Source organism: Arthrobacter sp. ZGTC131, from assembly GCF_002929275.1.
Lineage (GTDB): Bacteria > Actinomycetota > Actinomycetes > Actinomycetales > Micrococcaceae > Arthrobacter.
In genome coordinates, this window is record NZ_PJIK01000001.1 from 538469 (window position 1) to 554937 (window position 16469).

A 16469-nucleotide genomic window follows, 5' to 3' on the forward strand; every position below is an offset into this window, starting at 1 on the left:
CCTGCGGTGCAATAAAACGGAACGGGGGGCCCCGCCGCAATGGGTGAGCAGCTGTTGGTCCGGGACACTGACCGTTTCTTCAGGCGCCTTGGGCCACGTTTTCAGGTGGCGCTTTGCCAGCTTCCTGTGACGGTCATTCTTGGCGCGATGGCCATCGCTGCCCCGGCGGTCTGGCCCACCTTGATAGAAAACGGCGTGTTTATCGCCTCCATCGCCCTGATGGGGGCATTGTTCCTTTCCTGTTTCCTGGTTCCGTGGGAACGTCTGCCCGCCAATGCGTACCTCGTCATACCAATTCTTGATCTTGTGGTCATCGGTCTCGCCCGCAACGGGGCGGTTCCGGCGGTTGCGGGGCTCGGAGTGCTGGCCATATTCCCGGTGATCTGGTTGTCCGCCTCGGGTTCCTTCGCTCGGACAAGCATTTTCCTGAGTTTCTTTGGGCCTTTACTTATTGCCATGCCGACGGTCGTGCAAAAGTTTCCCAGAATTTCACCTTCGGACATCGCCACGGCAATTCTGCTTCCGCTCATGATGCTGGCCGTATCCCTCGCAATCCGGTTCGCCAGCGCCAATGTCCGTGTGCAGCGCCAGCGGCTGGAGAAGAAAGACGCCGAACTCCGCGAACTGCTCATTGAAAGCAGGGACCGCGAGCGGCTGCTCAAAACCGTTCTGGACACAATCGACGTCGGCATTGTCGCCGTGGCTGCCGACGGTCAGACCGTGCTGGTCAACGGCCAGCAGAAAATCTTCCAGCAGCCAGCCTCCCCCGCCACATCCGTCCCCGGGCAGAACGAATCCCAGCCGCTGATTTTCGGACAGGACAGGGTGACTCCGCTGCCCCCGGACAAGCGGCCCATTCAACGGGCAATTGCCGGCGAAACGTTCGCGGACTACCTGGTGTGGATCGGCGAGGGGCCAGCGCAGCGCGCCGTTTCAACGGCAGCGCGCATCATCAAGAACGACGACGGCGGGTTCAGCGGGGCGGTTATCGTCTTCAGCGACGTTACAGGGCTGGTGGAGGCCCTCTCCGCCAAGGAGGAACTGATCTCCAACGTCTCCCATGAGTTCCGCAGCCCCTTGATGTCCGTCCTCGGCAACGTCGACCTGGTACTCGATGAGGCGGATAGCCTGACCCCCTCCGGCGTGCAGCGGCTGGAGGTGGTGCAACGCAATGCCGAGCGGCTCCTCTCCCTTGTGTCGGACCTGCTTGTGTCGGCCTCGACCGTGCTGTCCGTCCACCCCCGGCGGACTGATTTGGCCGGGCTCATCGAAACCACAATCGGGTCCGCCCAGGCCCAGGCCGATGCCACCAATGTCTCGCTCAGCACCAATGTTCCGGTGCCACTGTGGGCGCATGCGGACCCGCTCCGCATCGCCCAGGCCCTCGACAACCTGGTATCGAATGCCATCAAATATTCGCCGGACGGCGGTGCAGTAACTGTCAGTGCGAGCAGCAACGAGCAGTGGGTCCAACTGCAAGTCCAGGACACCGGGATGGGCATCAGCGAAGAGGAATCGGAGCGGATCTTCACTCGGTTCTTCCGCACCCAGGCGGCCCGGAACGCGGACATCCCCGGCGTGGGCCTTGGTCTGTCCATCACCAAAACCATCGTGGAGCGGCACGGCGGCAGGATCTCCTGCGCCAGCAAACCAGGTGCCGGCACCACGTTCACCGTGACGCTGCCGGCGGAAGGCGCCGCGGCGCCTTAAAGCAGCCACGCGGAGTCGCCAAGGGTCTTCACGCTCAGTCCAGCGGCAGCGTAATGGTCACGCACGTGCCTTCGTCGGTGGCCGAGTCGATAACCATCTGGCCGCCAGCCGAGCCGACGGCCAGCCGCATGAGCCGCAGACCCATCCCGGAGTGCCTGCCGTGGGTGGCGGCGTGCACATCAAACCCGGTGCCGTCGTCGGACACCTTGAGCTGAACAAAGTGGCTCTCGGCAGGATGGCTGACGCAGCCCAGCCGAACAGTAACGGCAGAGGCCTCCGCGAATTTGTGGACATTGCTCAGGAGTTCCTGCGCCGCCCTGTACAGGAGTGTGGCGGACCGCCGGTCCACTTCCATCCCGTGGTGGGGTGTTTCCAGATGCACGGCGATCCCGCGTTCGCGCAACGGAAGGGTCAGACGGTCAATCGCCCCCGCGACGCCAAGCGCATAGAAATCGACCGGATGCGTGTCGGTAAGAACGCCTCGGACCGCGACAACTTCGTCGCCTGATAGTGATCTCATGCCTCTACCGTGCGCCTGCGCCCTTGGCATTTTCTTAGGTTTTTCCCGGGCACTCCCCCGTTTGCAGGGGCGCATCCCGAGCGTCCGGGGACGCGTCCGTCAGGCCAGCGTGTAGCCGGAACCGCGGACCGTCTTGAGCCAGCGGGGCTGCCGGGCGTCATCGCCCAGCTTGCGCCGCAGGTTGCCCACGTGTGCCTCGATGATTCGTCCCGGGTCACGCGTGACGGCAGCTGCTGGCCCGGGTTGCGCGGCTTCCTGCTGTACCAGCCCCAGCAGCCCGGCCAGTTCCGCCTTGGTGACCACGCCGGTGCCCCTTTCCAGCAGGATGCGCAGCAGATCGAACTCGGTCCGGGTGAGGGCCAGAGACCTGCCGCCGATGCTGGCGGCACGTGTTTCGCTGTCGATCCGCAGGCCGTTGTGCTCGTAACTCGCGCCGGCCACTCCGGCCGTCGCCGCCGCCCCGGCCGCCGACGCCCCGGCCGCCGCCGAGTCGGGCGGGCCCGTCCCCCCAGTCGCCGTCCCGACCGGCGCCGCGGTCCGGAGCTGACGGGGCCGGCGCAACATTCCGTCGACGCGGGCGCGGAGCTCGCGCGGACGGATCGGCTTGACGATGTAGTCGTCCGCCCCGGCGTCGAAACCTTTGATGGTGGCACGGAGGTCGCTGCGGGCGGTGAGAATGATGATGTAGGTATGGCTGAATTCGCGGATCCGCCGCGCCACCTCGTACCCGTCCATATCCGGCAGCACCACGTCCAGCGTGACAGTATCCGGCTGCCTGGCACGCACCAGCTCAACACCGGACTCCCCGGTGGCGGCAAAGTGAACCTCGAAGCCGGCATCCCCCAAGGTGGCCCGCAAAAGAGCCTGGACTTCCTCATCCTGTTCAATAACGACGACGACGCGACGATCATTCATCCCTTACCCCCTGTAAGGACCGCATGACTAAAGACTGCGCCTCAGCCTACTATCTGCGTTCGCGAAATTGAGTCATGACCCTCAGAAGGAGCTAACTTAGCGACTTACTGCCGCAGGGCCCGCGTCAGCTCGGCACGAGCGAGGAGCTCGTCGTCGGACGGATAGGCCACTTCCTCCAGCACCAGCGGGTGCGGCGCCGCCAGCACCGAACGGGCGTCGCGCTTCCTGGCCAGCAGCCGCTCGTGCAGCCAGCCCGGCGGCTCTTGCCCCTCCCCTACATACAGCGCGGACCCCACCAGGGCACGCACCATGTTGTGGCAGAACGCGTCCGCCTGGACCGTGGCCACGATGACGCCGTCCGCACCGCGGGCAAACTCAAAGCGCTGCAGTTCGCGGATGGTTGTGGAGCCCTCGCGGGGCTTGCAGTAGGACAGGAAGTTCTGTAGGCCCAGGAGCTGCACCGAACCCTCATTCAGGAGGTCAACGTCCAGCGGGCTCTTGTGCCATAGCGTGTCGTACCGGCCCAGGGGGTCCCAGCGCGCGGGGCCGTCCGCGATGCGGTAGCTGTAACGGCGCCACAGCGCCGAGAACCGGGCATCGAAGCCCTCCGGGGCGATGGACACCTGGTGAACCACGATGGCACCGGTCAGGTCCCCCAGCCCCCTGCTGAGCGCGCCGCGGATCCTGCGCAAGAGCGCGACGGCGGGATCGAGTTCCGCACCGCGGTTCAGTCCCAGCCACTCGGCTGCCGAGAGGTCGAGGTGGACCACCTGGCCCCGGGCATGCACGCCGGCATCGGTGCGCCCGGCAACGGTGACCCGGACCGGACGCCGGATGAGCAGCTCCAGTGCCTCCTCCAGGGTTCCCTGGACTGTGCGGAGGCCCGGCTGCAGGGCCCACCCGCTGAAGGGGCCGCCGTCGTACGCCAGATCAAGGCGGATACGCAAAAACCCGCCGCCCCCCAAAACGGGGGCCGCGGGTTTTTGGTCGTTCATAGACTCAAGTCTATGCGAAGGAATCAGCGAATTACTTCGCGTCCTTTGCGGACTCGTCAGCGGCTTCCTCAGCGGCCGGAGCCTCTTCAGTTGCAGCAGCTTCAGTCTCAGCAGCTTCGGTCTCTGCAGCTTCAGCTTCCGGAGCAGCTTCGGTCTCGGCGACTTCAGCTTCCTCGGCGGCCGGAGCCGCAGCAGCGGCGTCCTTCTTGTCGGCGTCGCGCTTGGCAGCGGAAGTAGCCTCGGCTACAACGGCCTGCTTGGCGGAAACCGGCTCGAGGACCAGCTCGATGACAGCCATGGGAGCGTTGTCGCCCTTACGGTTGCCGATCTTGGTGATGCGGGTGTAGCCGCCATCGCGGTTCTCCACAGCCTGGGCGATGTCGGTGAACAGCTCGTGGACAATGCCCTTGTTGCTGATCAGGCCGAGAACGCGGCGGCGGGAAGCGAGGTCGCCGCGCTTGGCGAAGGTGACCAGACGCTCTGCGTACGGCTTCAGGCGCTTGGCCTTGGTGACCGTGGTGGTGATCCGCTTGTGCTCGAACAGTGCTGCTGCCAGGTTCGCGAGCATGAGACGCTCGTGAGCCGGGCCGCCTCCGAGGCGCGGACCCTTAGTGGGGGTAGGCATAATTGTTTCTCCTGTTGTGTAGGCCAGCCAGGTCCATCACCGGACCCGGGGCCAAGATCTGCTTGTTAGAGCTCGTCGTCGCTGAACGCGGCGTCGTCCTCTTCGATGGCTGCGGCGCGGGCGGCCAGGTCGAAACCGGGAGGCGAGTCCTTGAGGGACAGGCCCAGTTCAACCAGCTTTGCCTTGACCTCATCAATGGACTTCGCACCGAAGTTACGGATGTCCATCAGGTCAGCCTCGGAGCGGGCAACGAGTTCACCCACGGTGTGGATGCCCTCACGCTTGAGGCAGTTGTAGGAACGGACGGTGAGGTCCAGATCCTCGATCGGCAGGGCCATGTCTGCTGCCAGGGCAGCATCCGTCGGCGACGGGCCAATCTCGATACCTTCAGCTGCGGTGTTCAGCTCGCGGGCCAGACCGAACAGTTCCACCAGGGTGGTTCCTGCCGAAGCAACGGCATCGCGCGGGGCGATGGCCTGCTTGGTCTCGACGTCGACAATGAGCTTGTCGAAGTCGGTGCGCTGCTCAACACGGGTGGCTTCCACGCGGAAAGTAACCTTCAGCACCGGCGAGTAGATCGAGTCAACCGGAATACGGCCGATCTCGGCGTCGCCGGACTTGTTCTGAGCTGCCGAAACGTAGCCGCGGCCGCGCTCGATGGTCAGTTCGAGCTCGAACTTGCCCTTCGAGTTCAGCGTGGCAATGTGCAGATCCGGGTTGTGGAATTCGACGCCGGCCGGCGGAGCGATGTCCGCGGCGGTGACGACTCCGGGGCCCTGCTTGCGCAGGTAAGCAACAACCGGCTCGTCGTGCTCGGAGGACACGGACAGGTTCTTGATGTTCAGGATGATCTCGGTGACATCTTCCTTGACACCCGGAACCGTGGTGAACTCGTGCAGCACGCCATCGATCCGGATGCTGGTTACAGAAGCACCGGGGATGGAGGAGAGCAGGGTACGGCGGAGGGAGTTTCCGAGGGTGTAACCGAAGCCCGGCTCCAGCGGTTCAATGATGAAACGGGAGCGGTTATCGGAGACGACCTCTTCGGAGAGGGTGGGGCGCTGTGCAATGAGCACTTAGGTTTCCTTTCGGCGAGCATCCGCTATATGACGCAACACAGGTGGTGGAAAATCGGTCTGAAGACTTAACGCGGCGGGCTTGCCCGGACCCGGTAAGGGTCCGGGCAAGCTCCGACTGCGGAAAGGCTTAGACGCGGCGGCGCTTCGGCGGACGGCATCCGTTGTGCGCGGCGGGGGTGACGTCCTGGATGGAGCCAACCTCGAGGCCAGCGGCCTGCAGCGAACGAATGGCGGTCTCGCGTCCGGATCCCGGTCCCTTCACGAACACGTCAACCTTCTTCAGGCCGTGCTCCTGTGCACGCTTGGCGGCAGCTTCGGCAGCCATCTGTGCAGCGAACGGGGTGGACTTACGCGAGCCCTTGAATCCAACCTCACCGGCGGAAGCCCAGGAGATGACAGCACCGTTCGGGTCCGTGATGGACACGATGGTGTTGTTAAAGGTGCTCTTGATGTGCGCCTGGCCAAGCGCGATATTCTTCTTGTCCTTCTTACGCGGCTTGCGAACCGCGCCACGAGTCTTCGGGGGCATTTTTTCTCCTACAGAAAGTTATTGGGGAAAGCTCCGTTAATCCCGGCGGGGATTTTAACGGGCCTTCTTCTTGCCGGCGACGGTACGCTTCGGGCCCTTGCGGGTACGGGCGTTGGTCTTCGTACGCTGTCCGCGTACGGGCAGGCCCTTGCGGTGACGCAGGCCTTCGTAGCTGCCGATCTCAACCTTGCGGCGGATATCAGCTGCTACTTCGCGGCGAAGGTCACCCTCAACCTTGTAGTTGCCTTCAATGTAGTCACGCAGCTCTACCAGCTGCGCATCCGTCAGGTCCTTGACCCGGACGTCAGCGCTGATGCCGGTGGCAGCCAGGGTTTCGTGTGCACGGGTCTTGCCCACGCCGTAGATGTAAGTAAGCGCAATTTCCAGCCGCTTTTCGCGGGGAATGTCTACGCCAGCGAGACGAGCCATAGTGGCAGTGCTCCTTGAATAAACCGGAGGTCGTAGGCAGTACACCCGCACTTTCAGTGCGGCCCCAGCCTCCGACCGGGGGTTAGCTGTCCGGGCTCATACGTCCCAGTTCAGCTTGTGCTGCCTTTTATTTACTTGCGTGGGTTAGCAACCCAGGGATTCCCGGAAGGGAATTAGCCCTGGCGCTGCTTGTGGCGCGGGTTCTCGCAGATCACCATGACCCGGCCATTACGGCGGATCACTTTGCACTTTTCGCAGATCTGCTTGACGCTCGGCTTGACCTTCATGGCGTTCCTTTGCGTGATAGCAGTTGGTCCGATGGACCGGCCTTCGGCAGTTGCCTTGGCCGCCCAGCGTTTACTTGTAGCGGTAGACGATACGACCACGTGTCAGGTCGTAAGGGCTCAGCTCCACCACTACCCGGTCCTCAGGGAGAATCCTGATGTAGTGCTGACGCATTTTTCCAGAGATGTGTGCCAGAACGACGTGCTTGTTGGTGAGCTCAACACGAAACATCGCGTTGGGCAGCGCCTCAGTCACTACGCCCTCGATCTCTATGACCCCGTCCTTCTTGGCCATATCCTCCGCTAACTGTTGTTTGCCGCAGCCCTCCGGATTGCACCGGGCATGACTACGGACGTTTTTTGATGTGATTGATCGTCGCCCTCCGGCCGCAAATGGGCGTGGCAGGGCAGACAACCAACAAGCAACACTACGGCATTTGGCCCGGAATGTTAAATCCAGCCATGGTAGCGCAGATCGCCGCCGTACGCATCAAAATCTGAACGCCTCAGAACCTGTACGCGGCAAAAGTGCCGGCTGCAGTGGTCACTGCCTCTGCGCTGCCGATCCCGTCCAGGATCGCCAGGCGTACGACGTCGGCTGCCGCACTCTGCAGGGTGATGAGACTCACCTGCCGGGCAGCTTCCGTACTCCGGTCCAGGGTGGCCGCCCCGGTGGCCAGGCAGAACACGGTGTCGCCGTCGGCCAGCGTATGGCTCGGGTTCAGGGCCCGGGCCAGGCCGGCGTGGGCCGCGGAAGCCGTGCGCTTGCATTCGGCGGGGTCGAGGTCTGCATTCGTGGCGACGACGACGAGCGTGGTGTTGAGCTGAGTACCGGGGCCGGGTTCCGTCCCAGCGGCCGAAACCCTCGGCGTGCTCGCTCGTGCCTCGCTTAGACGCACGCTGCCGGGTTCCACCCGCTGCGCCGATGTGCCAGAGTCACCGACAGCTTCGCCGCGGGCTTCGGGAGGCTCAGCCAGCGGACCAAACGGCAGTCCCAGCGCATTCACTACTGCCAGCGCCCCGACAACCAGGCCGTTCTCCAGCGTGACCGAAGCGGTGCCCACTCCGCCTTTGAACTTTTCCCGCCCGATGACTGCTCCGGTGCCGGCTCCCACGTTGCCGCGTTCGACGTCGTGCCCGTCCTTCTCGGCCCCTGCGGCGGCGGCCGCCGCGTACCCCATCCCGGCGTCCGGGCGGGCGCTGAAGTCCCCTCCCCTGCCGAGATCGAAGATGGCCGCGGCCGGGACGATGGGCACCACTCCGCCCTTGACTTCGAAGCCCCGGCCCTGCTCCTCGCACCAGCGCTGGGCGCCGTGGGCGGAAACCAGACCGTAGGCGCTGCCGCCGGTGAGGACCACGGCGTCAACTGTGGACACGAGCGTCGTGGGGTCCAGCGCATCCGTCTCGTGCGTGCCGGGACCTCCCCCGCGGACGTCCACCGAGCCCACCGTCCCCGGCGGCGGCAGAACCACCGTGACGCCGCTCAGCCAGCCGTCGTCGTTCTTCTGCCTCTGCCCGACCCGCAGCCCCGGCACGTCGGTGATGGATCCTGTTTCTCCCATGGCCACCATTCTCCACCGCTCCACGCAGCTAGCTCGCAGTTACAGCAACTGCGAGTCACTTGGGAGCTAGGGAATCGGAACCGGGACCACGCCCAGCGGCGCCAGCCGGGCTGCCCCGCCGTCGGGTGCCGACAGCACCCAGATGCCCTTCTCGTGGACAGCCACGGAGTGCTCCCACTGGCAGGAACGCTTGCCGTCGGTGGTGACAACCGTCCAGTCGTCCTCCAGCACCGCGGTCTCGATGCTGCCGCGCACCAGCATTGGCTCAATCGCCAGGCACAGGCCCGAGCGGATCTTCGGCCCGCGGTGGCTGGTGCGGTAGTTCAGCACATCCGGGGCCATGTGCATCTCGGAGCCGATGCCGTGCCCCACGTAGTCCTCCAGGATGCCCAGCGGCTTGCCGGGCACCGAGGCCACGTAGTCGTCCACTGCGCAGCCAACATCGCCCACGAACTTCCCTGTGGCCAGGGCTGCGATCCCCCGCCACATGGCAGCCTCGGTGACGTCGGACAGCCGCTGGTCCTCGGGGTCCGCGGTTCCCACGATCACCGTGCGGGCAGAATCGGAGTGCCAGCCGTCCACGATCGCGCCGCCGTCGATCGAGATGATGTCGCCGTCCTGCAGGACCTTGGACCCCGGGATCCCGTGGACCACTTCCTCGTTGACTGACGTGCAGATGGTGGCCGGGAAGCCGTGGTAGCCCAGGAAGTTGGACTTGGCACCGGCTTCGAGGAGCACGGCCGCAAACGCCTCGTCGAGCTGCTTCGTGGTGACTCCCGGGGCGGCAGCGGCAACGGCCGCGTCCAGGGCGCGGCTCAGGACCAGCCCGGCCTCGTGCATGGTCCGCATCTGGGCGTTCGTCTTGTATTCAATCCGTGGCTGGCCGAATGCCATCAGCGGTTTCCTCTCAATCTGCGGCCGCCAGCCTTACTGCCGTGCGGCGCTGGCCCCTTGCGGGGCTAAAAGCCGGAGGCTCCTCCCAATGAACCGGGAGGAGCCTCGTAGCGTTGGGACAAATATCAGGCTGCCTGAGCCTCTTTGATGGCCTGCATGACGCGGTCGGTGACTTCGTCGATGCCGCCGATGCCGTCAACTTGGGTCAGGATGCCGCGCTCGGCGTACTTGGCCACAACGGCCTCGGTCTGCTCGTGGTAAAGATCCAGGCGGTGGCGGATGACGGCCTCGTTGTCGTCGCTGCGGCCCGTTTCCTTGGCACGGCCCAGGAGGCGCGAAACCAGTTCCTCGTCGTCGGCGGTCAGCTGGAGCACGACGTCGAGCTTCTGGTCACCATTGGCCAGGATCTCGTCGAGGTAATCAACCTGCGCCGTGGTGCGTGGGTACCCGTCCAGCAGGAACCCGTCTTCGACGTCGGACTCGCTGAGGCGGTCGCGGACCATCTTGTTGGTCACGCTGTCCGGAACAAAGTCCCCGGCATCCATGTACTTCTTGGCCTCGACGCCCAGCGGGGTCTCGCCCCTGACGTTCGCACGGAAGATGTCGCCGGTGGAAATGGCAACGACGCCGAGGCGCTCCGAAATGCGTTCCGCCTGGGTGCCCTTGCCGGAGCCCGGAGGTCCGATAATCAACATTCTGGTCATCGCAATAGCCCTTCGTAGTGACGCTGCTGTAGCTGCGCGTCAATTTGCTTGACGGTTTCCAAACCAACGCCCACCATGATCAGGATCGAGGTGCCACCGAACGGGAAGTTCTGGTTTGCGTTGATCAGCACGAGCGCCACCAGCGGGATCAGTGCCACGAAGCCAAGGTAGATGGCGCCGGGCAGCGTGATCCGCGAGAGGACGTACTGCAGGTAATCCGCGGTCGGCTTGCCGGCACGGATACCCGGAATGAAGCCGCCGTATTTCTTCATGTTGTCCGAGACCTCTTCAGGGTTGAAGGTGATCGCGACGTAGAAGTAGGTAAAGAAAACGATCATGGCAAAGTAGAGCGCCATGTAGATCGGGTGGTCTCCGCGGGTCAGGTTGTTGTTGATCCATTCAACCCACGGCTGCATCTGCTCCCCTGCCCTCGGCTGGTTGAACTGGGAGATCAACGCCGGGAGGTAAAGCATGGACGAGGCAAAGATGACGGGGATGACGCCGGCCATGTTCACCTTGATGGGGATGTAAGTGCTGGTGCCGCCTACTGTGCGGCGGCCGATCATCCGCTTGGCGTACTGGACCGGAATACGGCGCTGCGACTGTTCAACGAAGACAACCAGCGCGACGGTCAGCAGGCCGATAGCCAGGACGATGAAGAACGTGCCCGGGCCCTGCGCGGTCCAGATGGCGCCCAGCGAGGTGGGGAAGCCGGCAGCGATGGCCGTGAAGATGAGCAGCGACATGCCGTTGCCCACGCCCTTCTCGGTCACGAGCTCGCCCATCCACATGATGAGGCCAGTGCCGGCCGTCAGCGTGATGATGATCAGGATCGTGGTGATGACGCTGGTGTCCGGGATGATGGGCAGGTTGCAGCCGGGCAGCAGCTGCCCGGAGCGCGCCAGGGACACCAGGGTGGTGGCGTTCAGCAGGCCAAGGGCGATGGTCAGGTAACGCGTGTACTGCGTCAGCTTTGACTGGCCCGAGGCGCCCTCTTCGTACAGCTGCTGGAAACGGGGAATGACCACCCGGAGCAGCTGCACAATGATGCTGGCCGTAATGTACGGCATGATTCCCAAAGCGAAGATGGAGACCTGCAGCAATGCACCGCCGCTGAAAAGATTGACGAGCTGGTAGATCCCGCCCTGGGTCTGCCCGGTCGACAAGCATTGCTGGACATTCTGGTAGTTCACACCAGGCGAGGGGATGAAAGCTCCCAAGCGGAAGATTGTGATGATTCCCAGCGTGAACAACAACTTGCGTCGCAGATCAGGCGTTCGAAAAGCCCGGCCGAATGCGCTAAGCAAGCGTCCTCCTCAGTTGTTAATAAGTCGTGTGATGCAGGCGGATAAACCCAACAACCGAGTCTAACGGTTGATTGCGCTATGCGAGCAATCCGGACGGCCTGCGGATATGGAAAACTCCCGGCACGGGGGCCTCGGCCCCCGTGCCGGGAGTTTGCGCAACGGGCATCTGCCCCATCGCCCTCAGGGATGAATCCCTTAGAGGGCGGTGGTGGTTCCGCCTGCTGCAGCGATCTTCTCAGCGGCACTGGCTGAGAAGGCGTGGACGGTGACGTCAACCTTGACGGTGATGTCGCCGGTGCCAAGCACCTTCACGGGCTGGTTCTTGCGAACGGCGCCCTTTGCAACCAGGTTCTCCACGGTGACAGCGCCACCTTCCGGGAACAGCTCGTTGAGCTTGTCCAGGTTTACAACCTGGAACTCAACCCGGAACGGGTTCTTGAAGCCGCGCAGCTTCGGGAGGCGCATGTGCAGCGGCAGCTGGCCGCCGGCAAAGCCAGCCTTGATCTGGTAGCGGGCCTTCGTACCCTTGGTACCGCGACCAGCGGTCTTACCCTTGGAGCCTTCACCACGACCAACACGGGTCTTGGCGGTCTTGGCACCCGGAGCGGGACGCAGGTGGTGAACCTTCAGCGCGCTCTGCTTGTCAGCAGCTGCGCTCTGTGCCTTCTCGGCAGTGTTCTTCTCTGCCATTTACTTCGCCTCCTCTACCTTTACCAGGTGCGGAACCGTGTTGAGCATTCCCACGGTCACGGCGTCGGCGGTGCGGACAACGGTGTGTCCGATCCGCTTCAGGCCGAGGGACCGCAGGGTGTCGCGCTGGTTCTGCTTGCCGCCAATGGCGGACTTGATCTGAGTGATCTCCAACTGGACGTCGGAGGGAATCAGGTTCTTAGCCATGGCTCAGACACCTGCCTTCTGGTTCAGGATTGCCTTCACCATTGCCGGCGGAGCAACCTCGTCCAGCGGGAGGCCGCGGCGTGCTGCCACTGCTGCCGGCTCTTCGAGGCGCTTCAGGGCATCAACGGTCGCGTGAACGATGTTGATGGCGTTGGAGGAACCGAGCGACTTGGAGAGGATGTCGTGGATGCCCACGCACTCCAGTACTGCACGGACCGGACCACCGGCGATAACACCGGTACCGGCGGAAGCCGGACGCAGCATGACGACGCCTGCTGCGGCCTCGCCCTGAACGCGGTGCGGGATGGTGCTGCCGATGCGGGGAACGCGGAAGAAGGACTTCTTGGCCTCTTCAACGCCCTTCGCGATTGCGGCGGGAACTTCCTTGGCCTTGCCGTAGCCGACGCCGACCATACCGTTGCCGTCACCAACGACGACGAGTGCGGTGAAGCTGAAGCGACGACCACCCTTGACGACCTTGGAAACGCGGTTGATGGTGACAACGCGCTCTATGAACTGGCTCTTCTCGGCTTCACGGCCGCCATCGCGGCCACCACGGCCACCACGGTCGCCGCGGCCCTGGCCACGGTCGCCACGCTCGCCACGACGAGCGCCACCACGGCGGTCATCAGCAGCTGCGGGGGCAGTGGTCTCAGTGGCCTCAGCAGCTACGGCTTCAGGCGCCTTCTGATCTGCAGACACAGTGTCCTTTTCCTTGTTTGCTTCCGTCACAGTGACAGCCCACCTTCACGTGCACCGTCAGCGACGGCGGCGATCCGGCCGTGGTACTTGTTACCACCACGGTCGAAGACAACAGCTTCGATCCCGGCAGCCTTGGCGCGCTCGGCTACGAGCTCGCCAACGCGCTTGGCCTTGGCGGTCTTGTCACCGTCGAATGCACGAAGGTCGGCTTCCAGTGTGGACGCGCTCGCTACGGTCAGGCCCTTGGTGTCATCGACAACCTGGACGAATACGTGGCGTGCGGAGCGGTTGACGACCAGGCGAGGACGTACAGCCGTTCCGGAGATGCGCTTGCGGATACGAAGCTGGCGGCGGCTGCGCGAAGCAGACTTGCTCTTGTTCGTACGCTTCTTGTTAATTGCGATGGCCATGGTTACTTACCAGCCTTTCCGACCTTGCGGCGGATGACTTCGCCGGCGTAGCGAATGCCCTTGCCCTTATAGGGGTCCGGCTTACGCAGCTTGCGAATGTTGGCAGCAACCTCGCCGACCTGCTGCTTGTTGATACCTGAGACAGAGAGCTTGGTCGGCCCCTCTACTGCAAAGGTGATGCCGGCCGGTGCCGAAACGTTGACCGGGTGGCTGTAGCCGAGAGCGAACTCAAGGTCAGATCCCTTGGCCTGAACGCGGTAACCGGTACCGACGATTTCAAGCTTCTTCTCGTAGCCTGCGGTGACGCCCTGGATCATGTTGGCGATCAGGGTGCGGGTCAGGCCGTGGAGTGAACGGGAGGCGCGCTCGTCGTTCGGGCGGGCGACAGTCAGGGTGCCTTCTTCCAGGGAAACCTCGATCGGGCTGGCCACAGTGTGGCTCAGCTCGCCTTTGGAACCCTTGACGCTGACGACAGAGCCGTCAACCTTGACCTCAACGCCGGCAGGAACGGTGATGGGGAGACGTCCAATACGTGACATTATTCTCTTCCTTTCCCGTTACCAGACGTAAGCGAGGACTTCGCCGCCCACGCCCTTCTTGCCGGCCTGCTTGTCAGTCAAGAGGCCGGAAGAGGTGGACAGGATTGCGACACCCAGGCCACCGAGCACGTGCGGCAGGTTGGTGGACTTTGCGTAAACGCGCAGTCCCGGCTTGGAAATACGACGAACACCGGCGATTGAACGCTCGCGGTTCGGACCGAACTTGAGCTCGAGAGTCAGCTTCTTGCCGACTTCAGCGTCTTCTTCTTTCCAGGAGGCGATGTAACCTTCAGCCTTCAGGATGTCGGCAACGCGTGCCTTGAGCTTGCTGTACGGCATAGACACGGAATCGTGGTATGCCGAGTTTGCGTTGCGCAGACGCGTAAGCATATCTGCGACAGGATCTGTCATAGTCATTTGGGCTCTTGCCCTTCCTCGTAACGGTTTCCGCCACCCTGTTCCTTAAGAACCAGGGCAGCCGGACCTTTTACGTAGCTAATTAAGCTTCGGTTTTGAACGGGAAACCAAGCGCCTTGAGCAGCGCGCGGCCTTCGTCGTCGGTCTTGGCGGTGGTCACAACCGTGATGTCCATACCGCGAACGCGGTCGATGGAATCCTGGTCGATCTCGTGGAACATAACCTGCTCGGTCAGACCGAAGGTGTAGTTGCCGTTGCCATCGAACTGCTTGCCGCTGAGGCCGCGAAAGTCACGGATACGCGGCAGAGCCAGCGTGACCAGACGGTCCACGAATTCCCACATGCGGTCGCCACGCAGAGTTGCGTGTGCGCCGATGGGCATGCCTTCGCGCAGCTTGAACTGTGCGATCGACTTACGGGCCTTGGTTACCTGCGGCTTCTGGCCGGTGATCAGGGTGAGGTCGCGGACTGCGCCGTCGATCAGCTTGGAGTCCTTGGCGGCATCTCCAACACCCATGTTCACAACAACCTTGACCAGACGGGGAACCTGGTTAACGTTCTCGTACTTGAATTCCTCAAGAAGCGTGTTCTTGATGGAATCCGCGTACTTGGTCTTCAGACGAGGAACGATCTTCGTTGCCGGAGTCTCGAGAGTCTCAGTCATTAGATGTCCTTCCCTGAGCTCTTGGCCACGCGGATGCGTACTTCGCGCTGCTTGCCGTTGCGCTCAACGGTTTCAGTGCGGAAGCCGACGCGGGTGGGCTTCTTGGTGGACGGGTCAACCAGAGCCACGTTGGAAATGTGGATCGGGGCTTCAACAACCTCGATGCCACCGGTCTTGGTGCCGCGCTGCGACTGACCGACCTTGGTGTGCTTGGTTACGCGGTTAATGCCTTCAACCAACACGCGGTTGGTGTCGGTGAACACGCGCAGGACCTTGCCCTGCTTGCCACGGTCGCCGCCACGCTCAGCCTTGGCGCCAGTGATGACCTGAACCAGGTCACCCTTTTTGATCTTAGCCATGGACTAGAGCACCTCCGGAGCCAGAGAAACGATCTTCATGAACTTCTTGTCACGGAGTTCACGACCAACCGGTCCGAAGATACGGGTGCCGCGGGGGTCACCGTCGTTCTTCAGGATCACAGCTGCGTTCTCGTCAAACTTGATGTAGGAACCATCCGCACGGCGGCGTTCCTTCTTGGTACGGACGATGACAGCCTTGACGACATCGCCCTTCTTTACGTTGCCGCCCGGGATTGCGTCCTTGACGGTAGCGACGATGACGTCGCCAATGCCTGCGTAGCGACGGCCAGATCCACCGAGAACGCGAATGGTAAGGATTTCCTTAGCACCCGTGTTGTCGGCGACCTTGAGTCGCGACTCCTGCTGAATCACTATTTACTCCTTGCGTCGCGCCGGTTCTCAGACCGAAATTCTTCCTACGGAATGAGCCTTGCGGAACGGTTGATCGGGGTGTCTCTTGACCTGCCTGGATTTTGCCAGACCAGGCCTAAACGCCCGTGCCAAAAACATTTGCTTCCCAAGCCCATCTAGGCGCAAGGGGGCACTATGCCGTGGCACGATTGTTTACGAGGTTTGCTGACGGCGCACAGAGGGCGCCATACAAACTCAATATCCTAGCACATTCCGGCCTCAGCTCCATATCACAGCCCCCGCCGGTTGTCACAGCCGCCGGCACTCTGCAAGACCACGACGGCGTAACTCACCGCAGGCTTCTGGCGCGCCGGGGGGCGCTCCCCCGGCCCCCTGCCGCTCTGGACGCTCTCTCACTTCCTGCAAATGCTCAGGTAACGCTCTTTCACTTCCTGCTGCCCTGCGGTTCGTCAAACCACCCAGGAGTGAGAGAGCGTTTAGGGTTTTCCTGCAGGAGGTGAGAGAGCGTCCAAGCAAGACGCACGACGGCGTCACTCACCGCAGGCTTGTGGCGCGC

23 protein-coding genes are annotated in these 16469 nt (G+C 63.1%); 1 reads left to right on the forward strand and 22 read right to left on the reverse strand.

Annotated elements, in window-relative coordinates:
• Positions 1–126: 126 nt before the first annotated feature.
• Positions 127–1710 (forward strand): HAMP domain-containing sensor histidine kinase, encoded by a 1584-nt coding sequence (locus CXQ90_RS02430; RefSeq protein ID WP_308470537.1) that lies wholly within the window; start codon positions 127–129, stop codon positions 1708–1710.
• A gap of 34 nt (positions 1711–1744) precedes the next feature.
• Here CXQ90_RS02430 and CXQ90_RS02435 read toward each other — a convergent pair whose 3' ends face one another.
• From CXQ90_RS02435 to rplN, 22 genes are all read right to left on the reverse strand, one after another.
• A complete protein-coding gene (locus CXQ90_RS02435; protein WP_104136670.1) occupies positions 1745–2230 on the reverse strand; it encodes a sensor histidine kinase in 486 nt (161 codons plus the stop codon).
• Between the two features lie 99 nt (positions 2231–2329).
• Entirely contained in the window at positions 2330–3145 is an 816-nt protein-coding gene (locus CXQ90_RS02440; RefSeq protein WP_104136672.1) for a response regulator transcription factor, read from the reverse strand.
• A gap of 104 nt (positions 3146–3249) precedes the next feature.
• The gene (truA, locus tag CXQ90_RS02445; RefSeq protein ID WP_181038393.1) at positions 3250–4140 is read right to left on the reverse strand and encodes a tRNA pseudouridine(38-40) synthase TruA; all 891 of its coding nucleotides are present in this window, start codon (positions 4138–4140) and stop codon (positions 3250–3252) included.
• Between the two features lie 31 nt (positions 4141–4171).
• A complete protein-coding gene (gene rplQ / locus CXQ90_RS02450; protein WP_104136673.1) occupies positions 4172–4765 on the reverse strand; it encodes a 50S ribosomal protein L17 in 594 nt (197 codons plus the stop codon).
• A gap of 65 nt (positions 4766–4830) precedes the next feature.
• Positions 4831–5841, reverse strand: a complete 1011-nt coding sequence (locus CXQ90_RS02455) for a DNA-directed RNA polymerase subunit alpha (RefSeq protein ID WP_104136675.1) — start codon at positions 5839–5841, stop codon at positions 4831–4833.
• Positions 5842–5971: 130 nt separating this feature from the next.
• The gene (gene rpsK / locus CXQ90_RS02460) at positions 5972–6373 is read right to left on the reverse strand and encodes a 30S ribosomal protein S11 (protein ID WP_011692779.1); all 402 of its coding nucleotides are present in this window, start codon (positions 6371–6373) and stop codon (positions 5972–5974) included.
• 54 nt (positions 6374–6427) lie between these two features.
• Positions 6428–6802: a 30S ribosomal protein S13 gene (gene rpsM / locus CXQ90_RS02465; protein WP_003803743.1), complete on the reverse strand. Its 375-nt coding sequence runs from the start codon at positions 6800–6802 to the stop codon at positions 6428–6430.
• Positions 6803–6975: 173 nt separating this feature from the next.
• Positions 6976–7089, reverse strand: coding sequence for a 50S ribosomal protein L36 (gene rpmJ, locus CXQ90_RS02470; protein WP_009358722.1), 114 nt, complete (start codon positions 7087–7089; stop codon positions 6976–6978).
• Positions 7090–7159: 70 nt separating this feature from the next.
• A complete protein-coding gene (infA, locus tag CXQ90_RS02475; protein ID WP_011775571.1) occupies positions 7160–7381 on the reverse strand; it encodes a translation initiation factor IF-1 in 222 nt (73 codons plus the stop codon).
• Positions 7382–7592: 211 nt separating this feature from the next.
• On the reverse strand, positions 7593–8648 hold the full coding sequence (locus CXQ90_RS02480) for a P1 family peptidase (protein WP_104136899.1): 1056 nt from the start codon (positions 8646–8648) through the stop codon (positions 7593–7595).
• A gap of 66 nt (positions 8649–8714) precedes the next feature.
• On the reverse strand, positions 8715–9542 hold the full coding sequence (gene map / locus CXQ90_RS02485; RefSeq protein ID WP_104136676.1) for a type I methionyl aminopeptidase: 828 nt from the start codon (positions 9540–9542) through the stop codon (positions 8715–8717).
• 125 nt (positions 9543–9667) lie between these two features.
• Positions 9668–10237, reverse strand: coding sequence for an adenylate kinase (locus CXQ90_RS02490; protein ID WP_181038404.1), 570 nt, complete (start codon positions 10235–10237; stop codon positions 9668–9670).
• Between the two features lie 5 nt (positions 10238–10242).
• Positions 10243–11553, reverse strand: coding sequence for a preprotein translocase subunit SecY (secY, locus tag CXQ90_RS02495; RefSeq protein ID WP_104136679.1), 1311 nt, complete (start codon positions 11551–11553; stop codon positions 10243–10245).
• Between the two features lie 195 nt (positions 11554–11748).
• Positions 11749–12243 carry a 50S ribosomal protein L15 gene (gene rplO, locus CXQ90_RS02500; RefSeq protein ID WP_104136681.1) on the reverse strand — a complete coding sequence of 165 codons (495 nt, stop codon included), beginning with the start codon at positions 12241–12243 and terminating at the stop codon, positions 11749–11751.
• On the reverse strand, positions 12244–12450 hold the full coding sequence (gene rpmD / locus CXQ90_RS02505) for a 50S ribosomal protein L30 (RefSeq protein WP_011692794.1): 207 nt from the start codon (positions 12448–12450) through the stop codon (positions 12244–12246).
• A gap of 3 nt (positions 12451–12453) precedes the next feature.
• Complete coding sequence (gene rpsE / locus CXQ90_RS02510) at positions 12454–13182, reverse strand: 30S ribosomal protein S5 (protein ID WP_104136682.1); 729 nt, start codon at positions 13180–13182, stop codon at positions 12454–12456.
• Complete coding sequence (gene rplR / locus CXQ90_RS02515; RefSeq protein WP_011692796.1) at positions 13179–13562, reverse strand: 50S ribosomal protein L18; 384 nt, start codon at positions 13560–13562, stop codon at positions 13179–13181. The genes rpsE and rplR overlap by 4 nt, the downstream gene beginning before the upstream one ends.
• A gap of 2 nt (positions 13563–13564) precedes the next feature.
• On the reverse strand, positions 13565–14101 hold the full coding sequence (rplF, locus tag CXQ90_RS02520; RefSeq protein WP_104136683.1) for a 50S ribosomal protein L6: 537 nt from the start codon (positions 14099–14101) through the stop codon (positions 13565–13567).
• Positions 14102–14119: 18 nt separating this feature from the next.
• Positions 14120–14518 (reverse strand): 30S ribosomal protein S8, encoded by a 399-nt coding sequence (gene rpsH, locus CXQ90_RS02525; RefSeq protein WP_056425243.1) that lies wholly within the window; start codon positions 14516–14518, stop codon positions 14120–14122.
• An 82-nt stretch (positions 14519–14600) separates the two neighbouring features.
• Positions 14601–15182 carry a 50S ribosomal protein L5 gene (rplE, locus tag CXQ90_RS02530; RefSeq protein ID WP_104136684.1) on the reverse strand — a complete coding sequence of 194 codons (582 nt, stop codon included), beginning with the start codon at positions 15180–15182 and terminating at the stop codon, positions 14601–14603.
• Positions 15182–15541: a 50S ribosomal protein L24 gene (rplX, locus tag CXQ90_RS02535; RefSeq protein WP_104136686.1), complete on the reverse strand. Its 360-nt coding sequence runs from the start codon at positions 15539–15541 to the stop codon at positions 15182–15184. Before rplX ends, rplE begins: the two co-directional genes overlap by 1 nt.
• Positions 15542–15544: 3 nt before the next feature.
• Positions 15545–15913, reverse strand: coding sequence for a 50S ribosomal protein L14 (rplN, locus tag CXQ90_RS02540; protein ID WP_003803789.1), 369 nt, complete (start codon positions 15911–15913; stop codon positions 15545–15547).
• Positions 15914–16469: the final 556 nt, after the last annotated feature.

Excerpts from the sequence above, each read along its gene's own strand:
- CXQ90_RS02435 (WP_104136670.1), bottom strand. The coding sequence starts at position 2,230 with ATGAGATCACTATCAGGCGACGAAGTTGTCGCGGTCCGAGGCGTTCTT.
- rpmD (WP_011692794.1), bottom strand. The coding sequence starts at position 12,450 with ATGGCTAAGAACCTGATTCCCTCCGACGTCCAGTTGGAGATCACTCAG.
- CXQ90_RS02480 (WP_104136899.1), bottom strand. The coding sequence starts at position 8,648 with ATGGGAGAAACAGGATCCATCACCGACGTGCCGGGGCTGCGGGTCGGG.
- rpsH (WP_056425243.1), bottom strand. The coding sequence starts at position 14,518 with ATGACTATGACAGATCCTGTCGCAGATATGCTTACGCGTCTGCGCAAC.
- rplO (WP_104136681.1), bottom strand. The coding sequence starts at position 12,243 with ATGGCAGAGAAGAACACTGCCGAGAAGGCACAGAGCGCAGCTGCTGAC.
- map (WP_104136676.1), bottom strand. The coding sequence starts at position 9,542 with ATGGCATTCGGCCAGCCACGGATTGAATACAAGACGAACGCCCAGATG.
- truA (WP_181038393.1), bottom strand. The coding sequence starts at position 4,140 with ATGAACGACCAAAAACCCGCGGCCCCCGTTTTGGGGGGCGGCGGGTTT.
- rpsK (WP_011692779.1), bottom strand. The coding sequence starts at position 6,373 with ATGCCCCCGAAGACTCGTGGCGCGGTTCGCAAGCCGCGTAAGAAGGAC.
- CXQ90_RS02490 (WP_181038404.1), bottom strand. The coding sequence starts at position 10,237 with ATGTTGATTATCGGACCTCCGGGCTCCGGCAAGGGCACCCAGGCGGAA.
- CXQ90_RS02440 (WP_104136672.1), bottom strand. The coding sequence starts at position 3,145 with ATGAATGATCGTCGCGTCGTCGTCGTTATTGAACAGGATGAGGAAGTC.
- rpmJ (WP_009358722.1), bottom strand. The coding sequence starts at position 7,089 with ATGAAGGTCAAGCCGAGCGTCAAGCAGATCTGCGAAAAGTGCAAAGTG.
- rplR (WP_011692796.1), bottom strand. The coding sequence starts at position 13,562 with ATGGCCATCGCAATTAACAAGAAGCGTACGAACAAGAGCAAGTCTGCT.
- rplX (WP_104136686.1), bottom strand. The coding sequence starts at position 15,541 with ATGGCTAAGATCAAAAAGGGTGACCTGGTTCAGGTCATCACTGGCGCC.
- rplQ (WP_104136673.1), bottom strand. The coding sequence starts at position 4,765 with ATGCCTACCCCCACTAAGGGTCCGCGCCTCGGAGGCGGCCCGGCTCAC.
- rplE (WP_104136684.1), bottom strand. The coding sequence starts at position 15,182 with ATGACTGAGACTCTCGAGACTCCGGCAACGAAGATCGTTCCTCGTCTG.
- rplF (WP_104136683.1), bottom strand. The coding sequence starts at position 14,101 with ATGTCACGTATTGGACGTCTCCCCATCACCGTTCCTGCCGGCGTTGAG.
- rpsM (WP_003803743.1), bottom strand. The coding sequence starts at position 6,802 with ATGGCTCGTCTCGCTGGCGTAGACATTCCCCGCGAAAAGCGGCTGGAA.
- infA (WP_011775571.1), bottom strand. The coding sequence starts at position 7,381 with ATGGCCAAGAAGGACGGGGTCATAGAGATCGAGGGCGTAGTGACTGAG.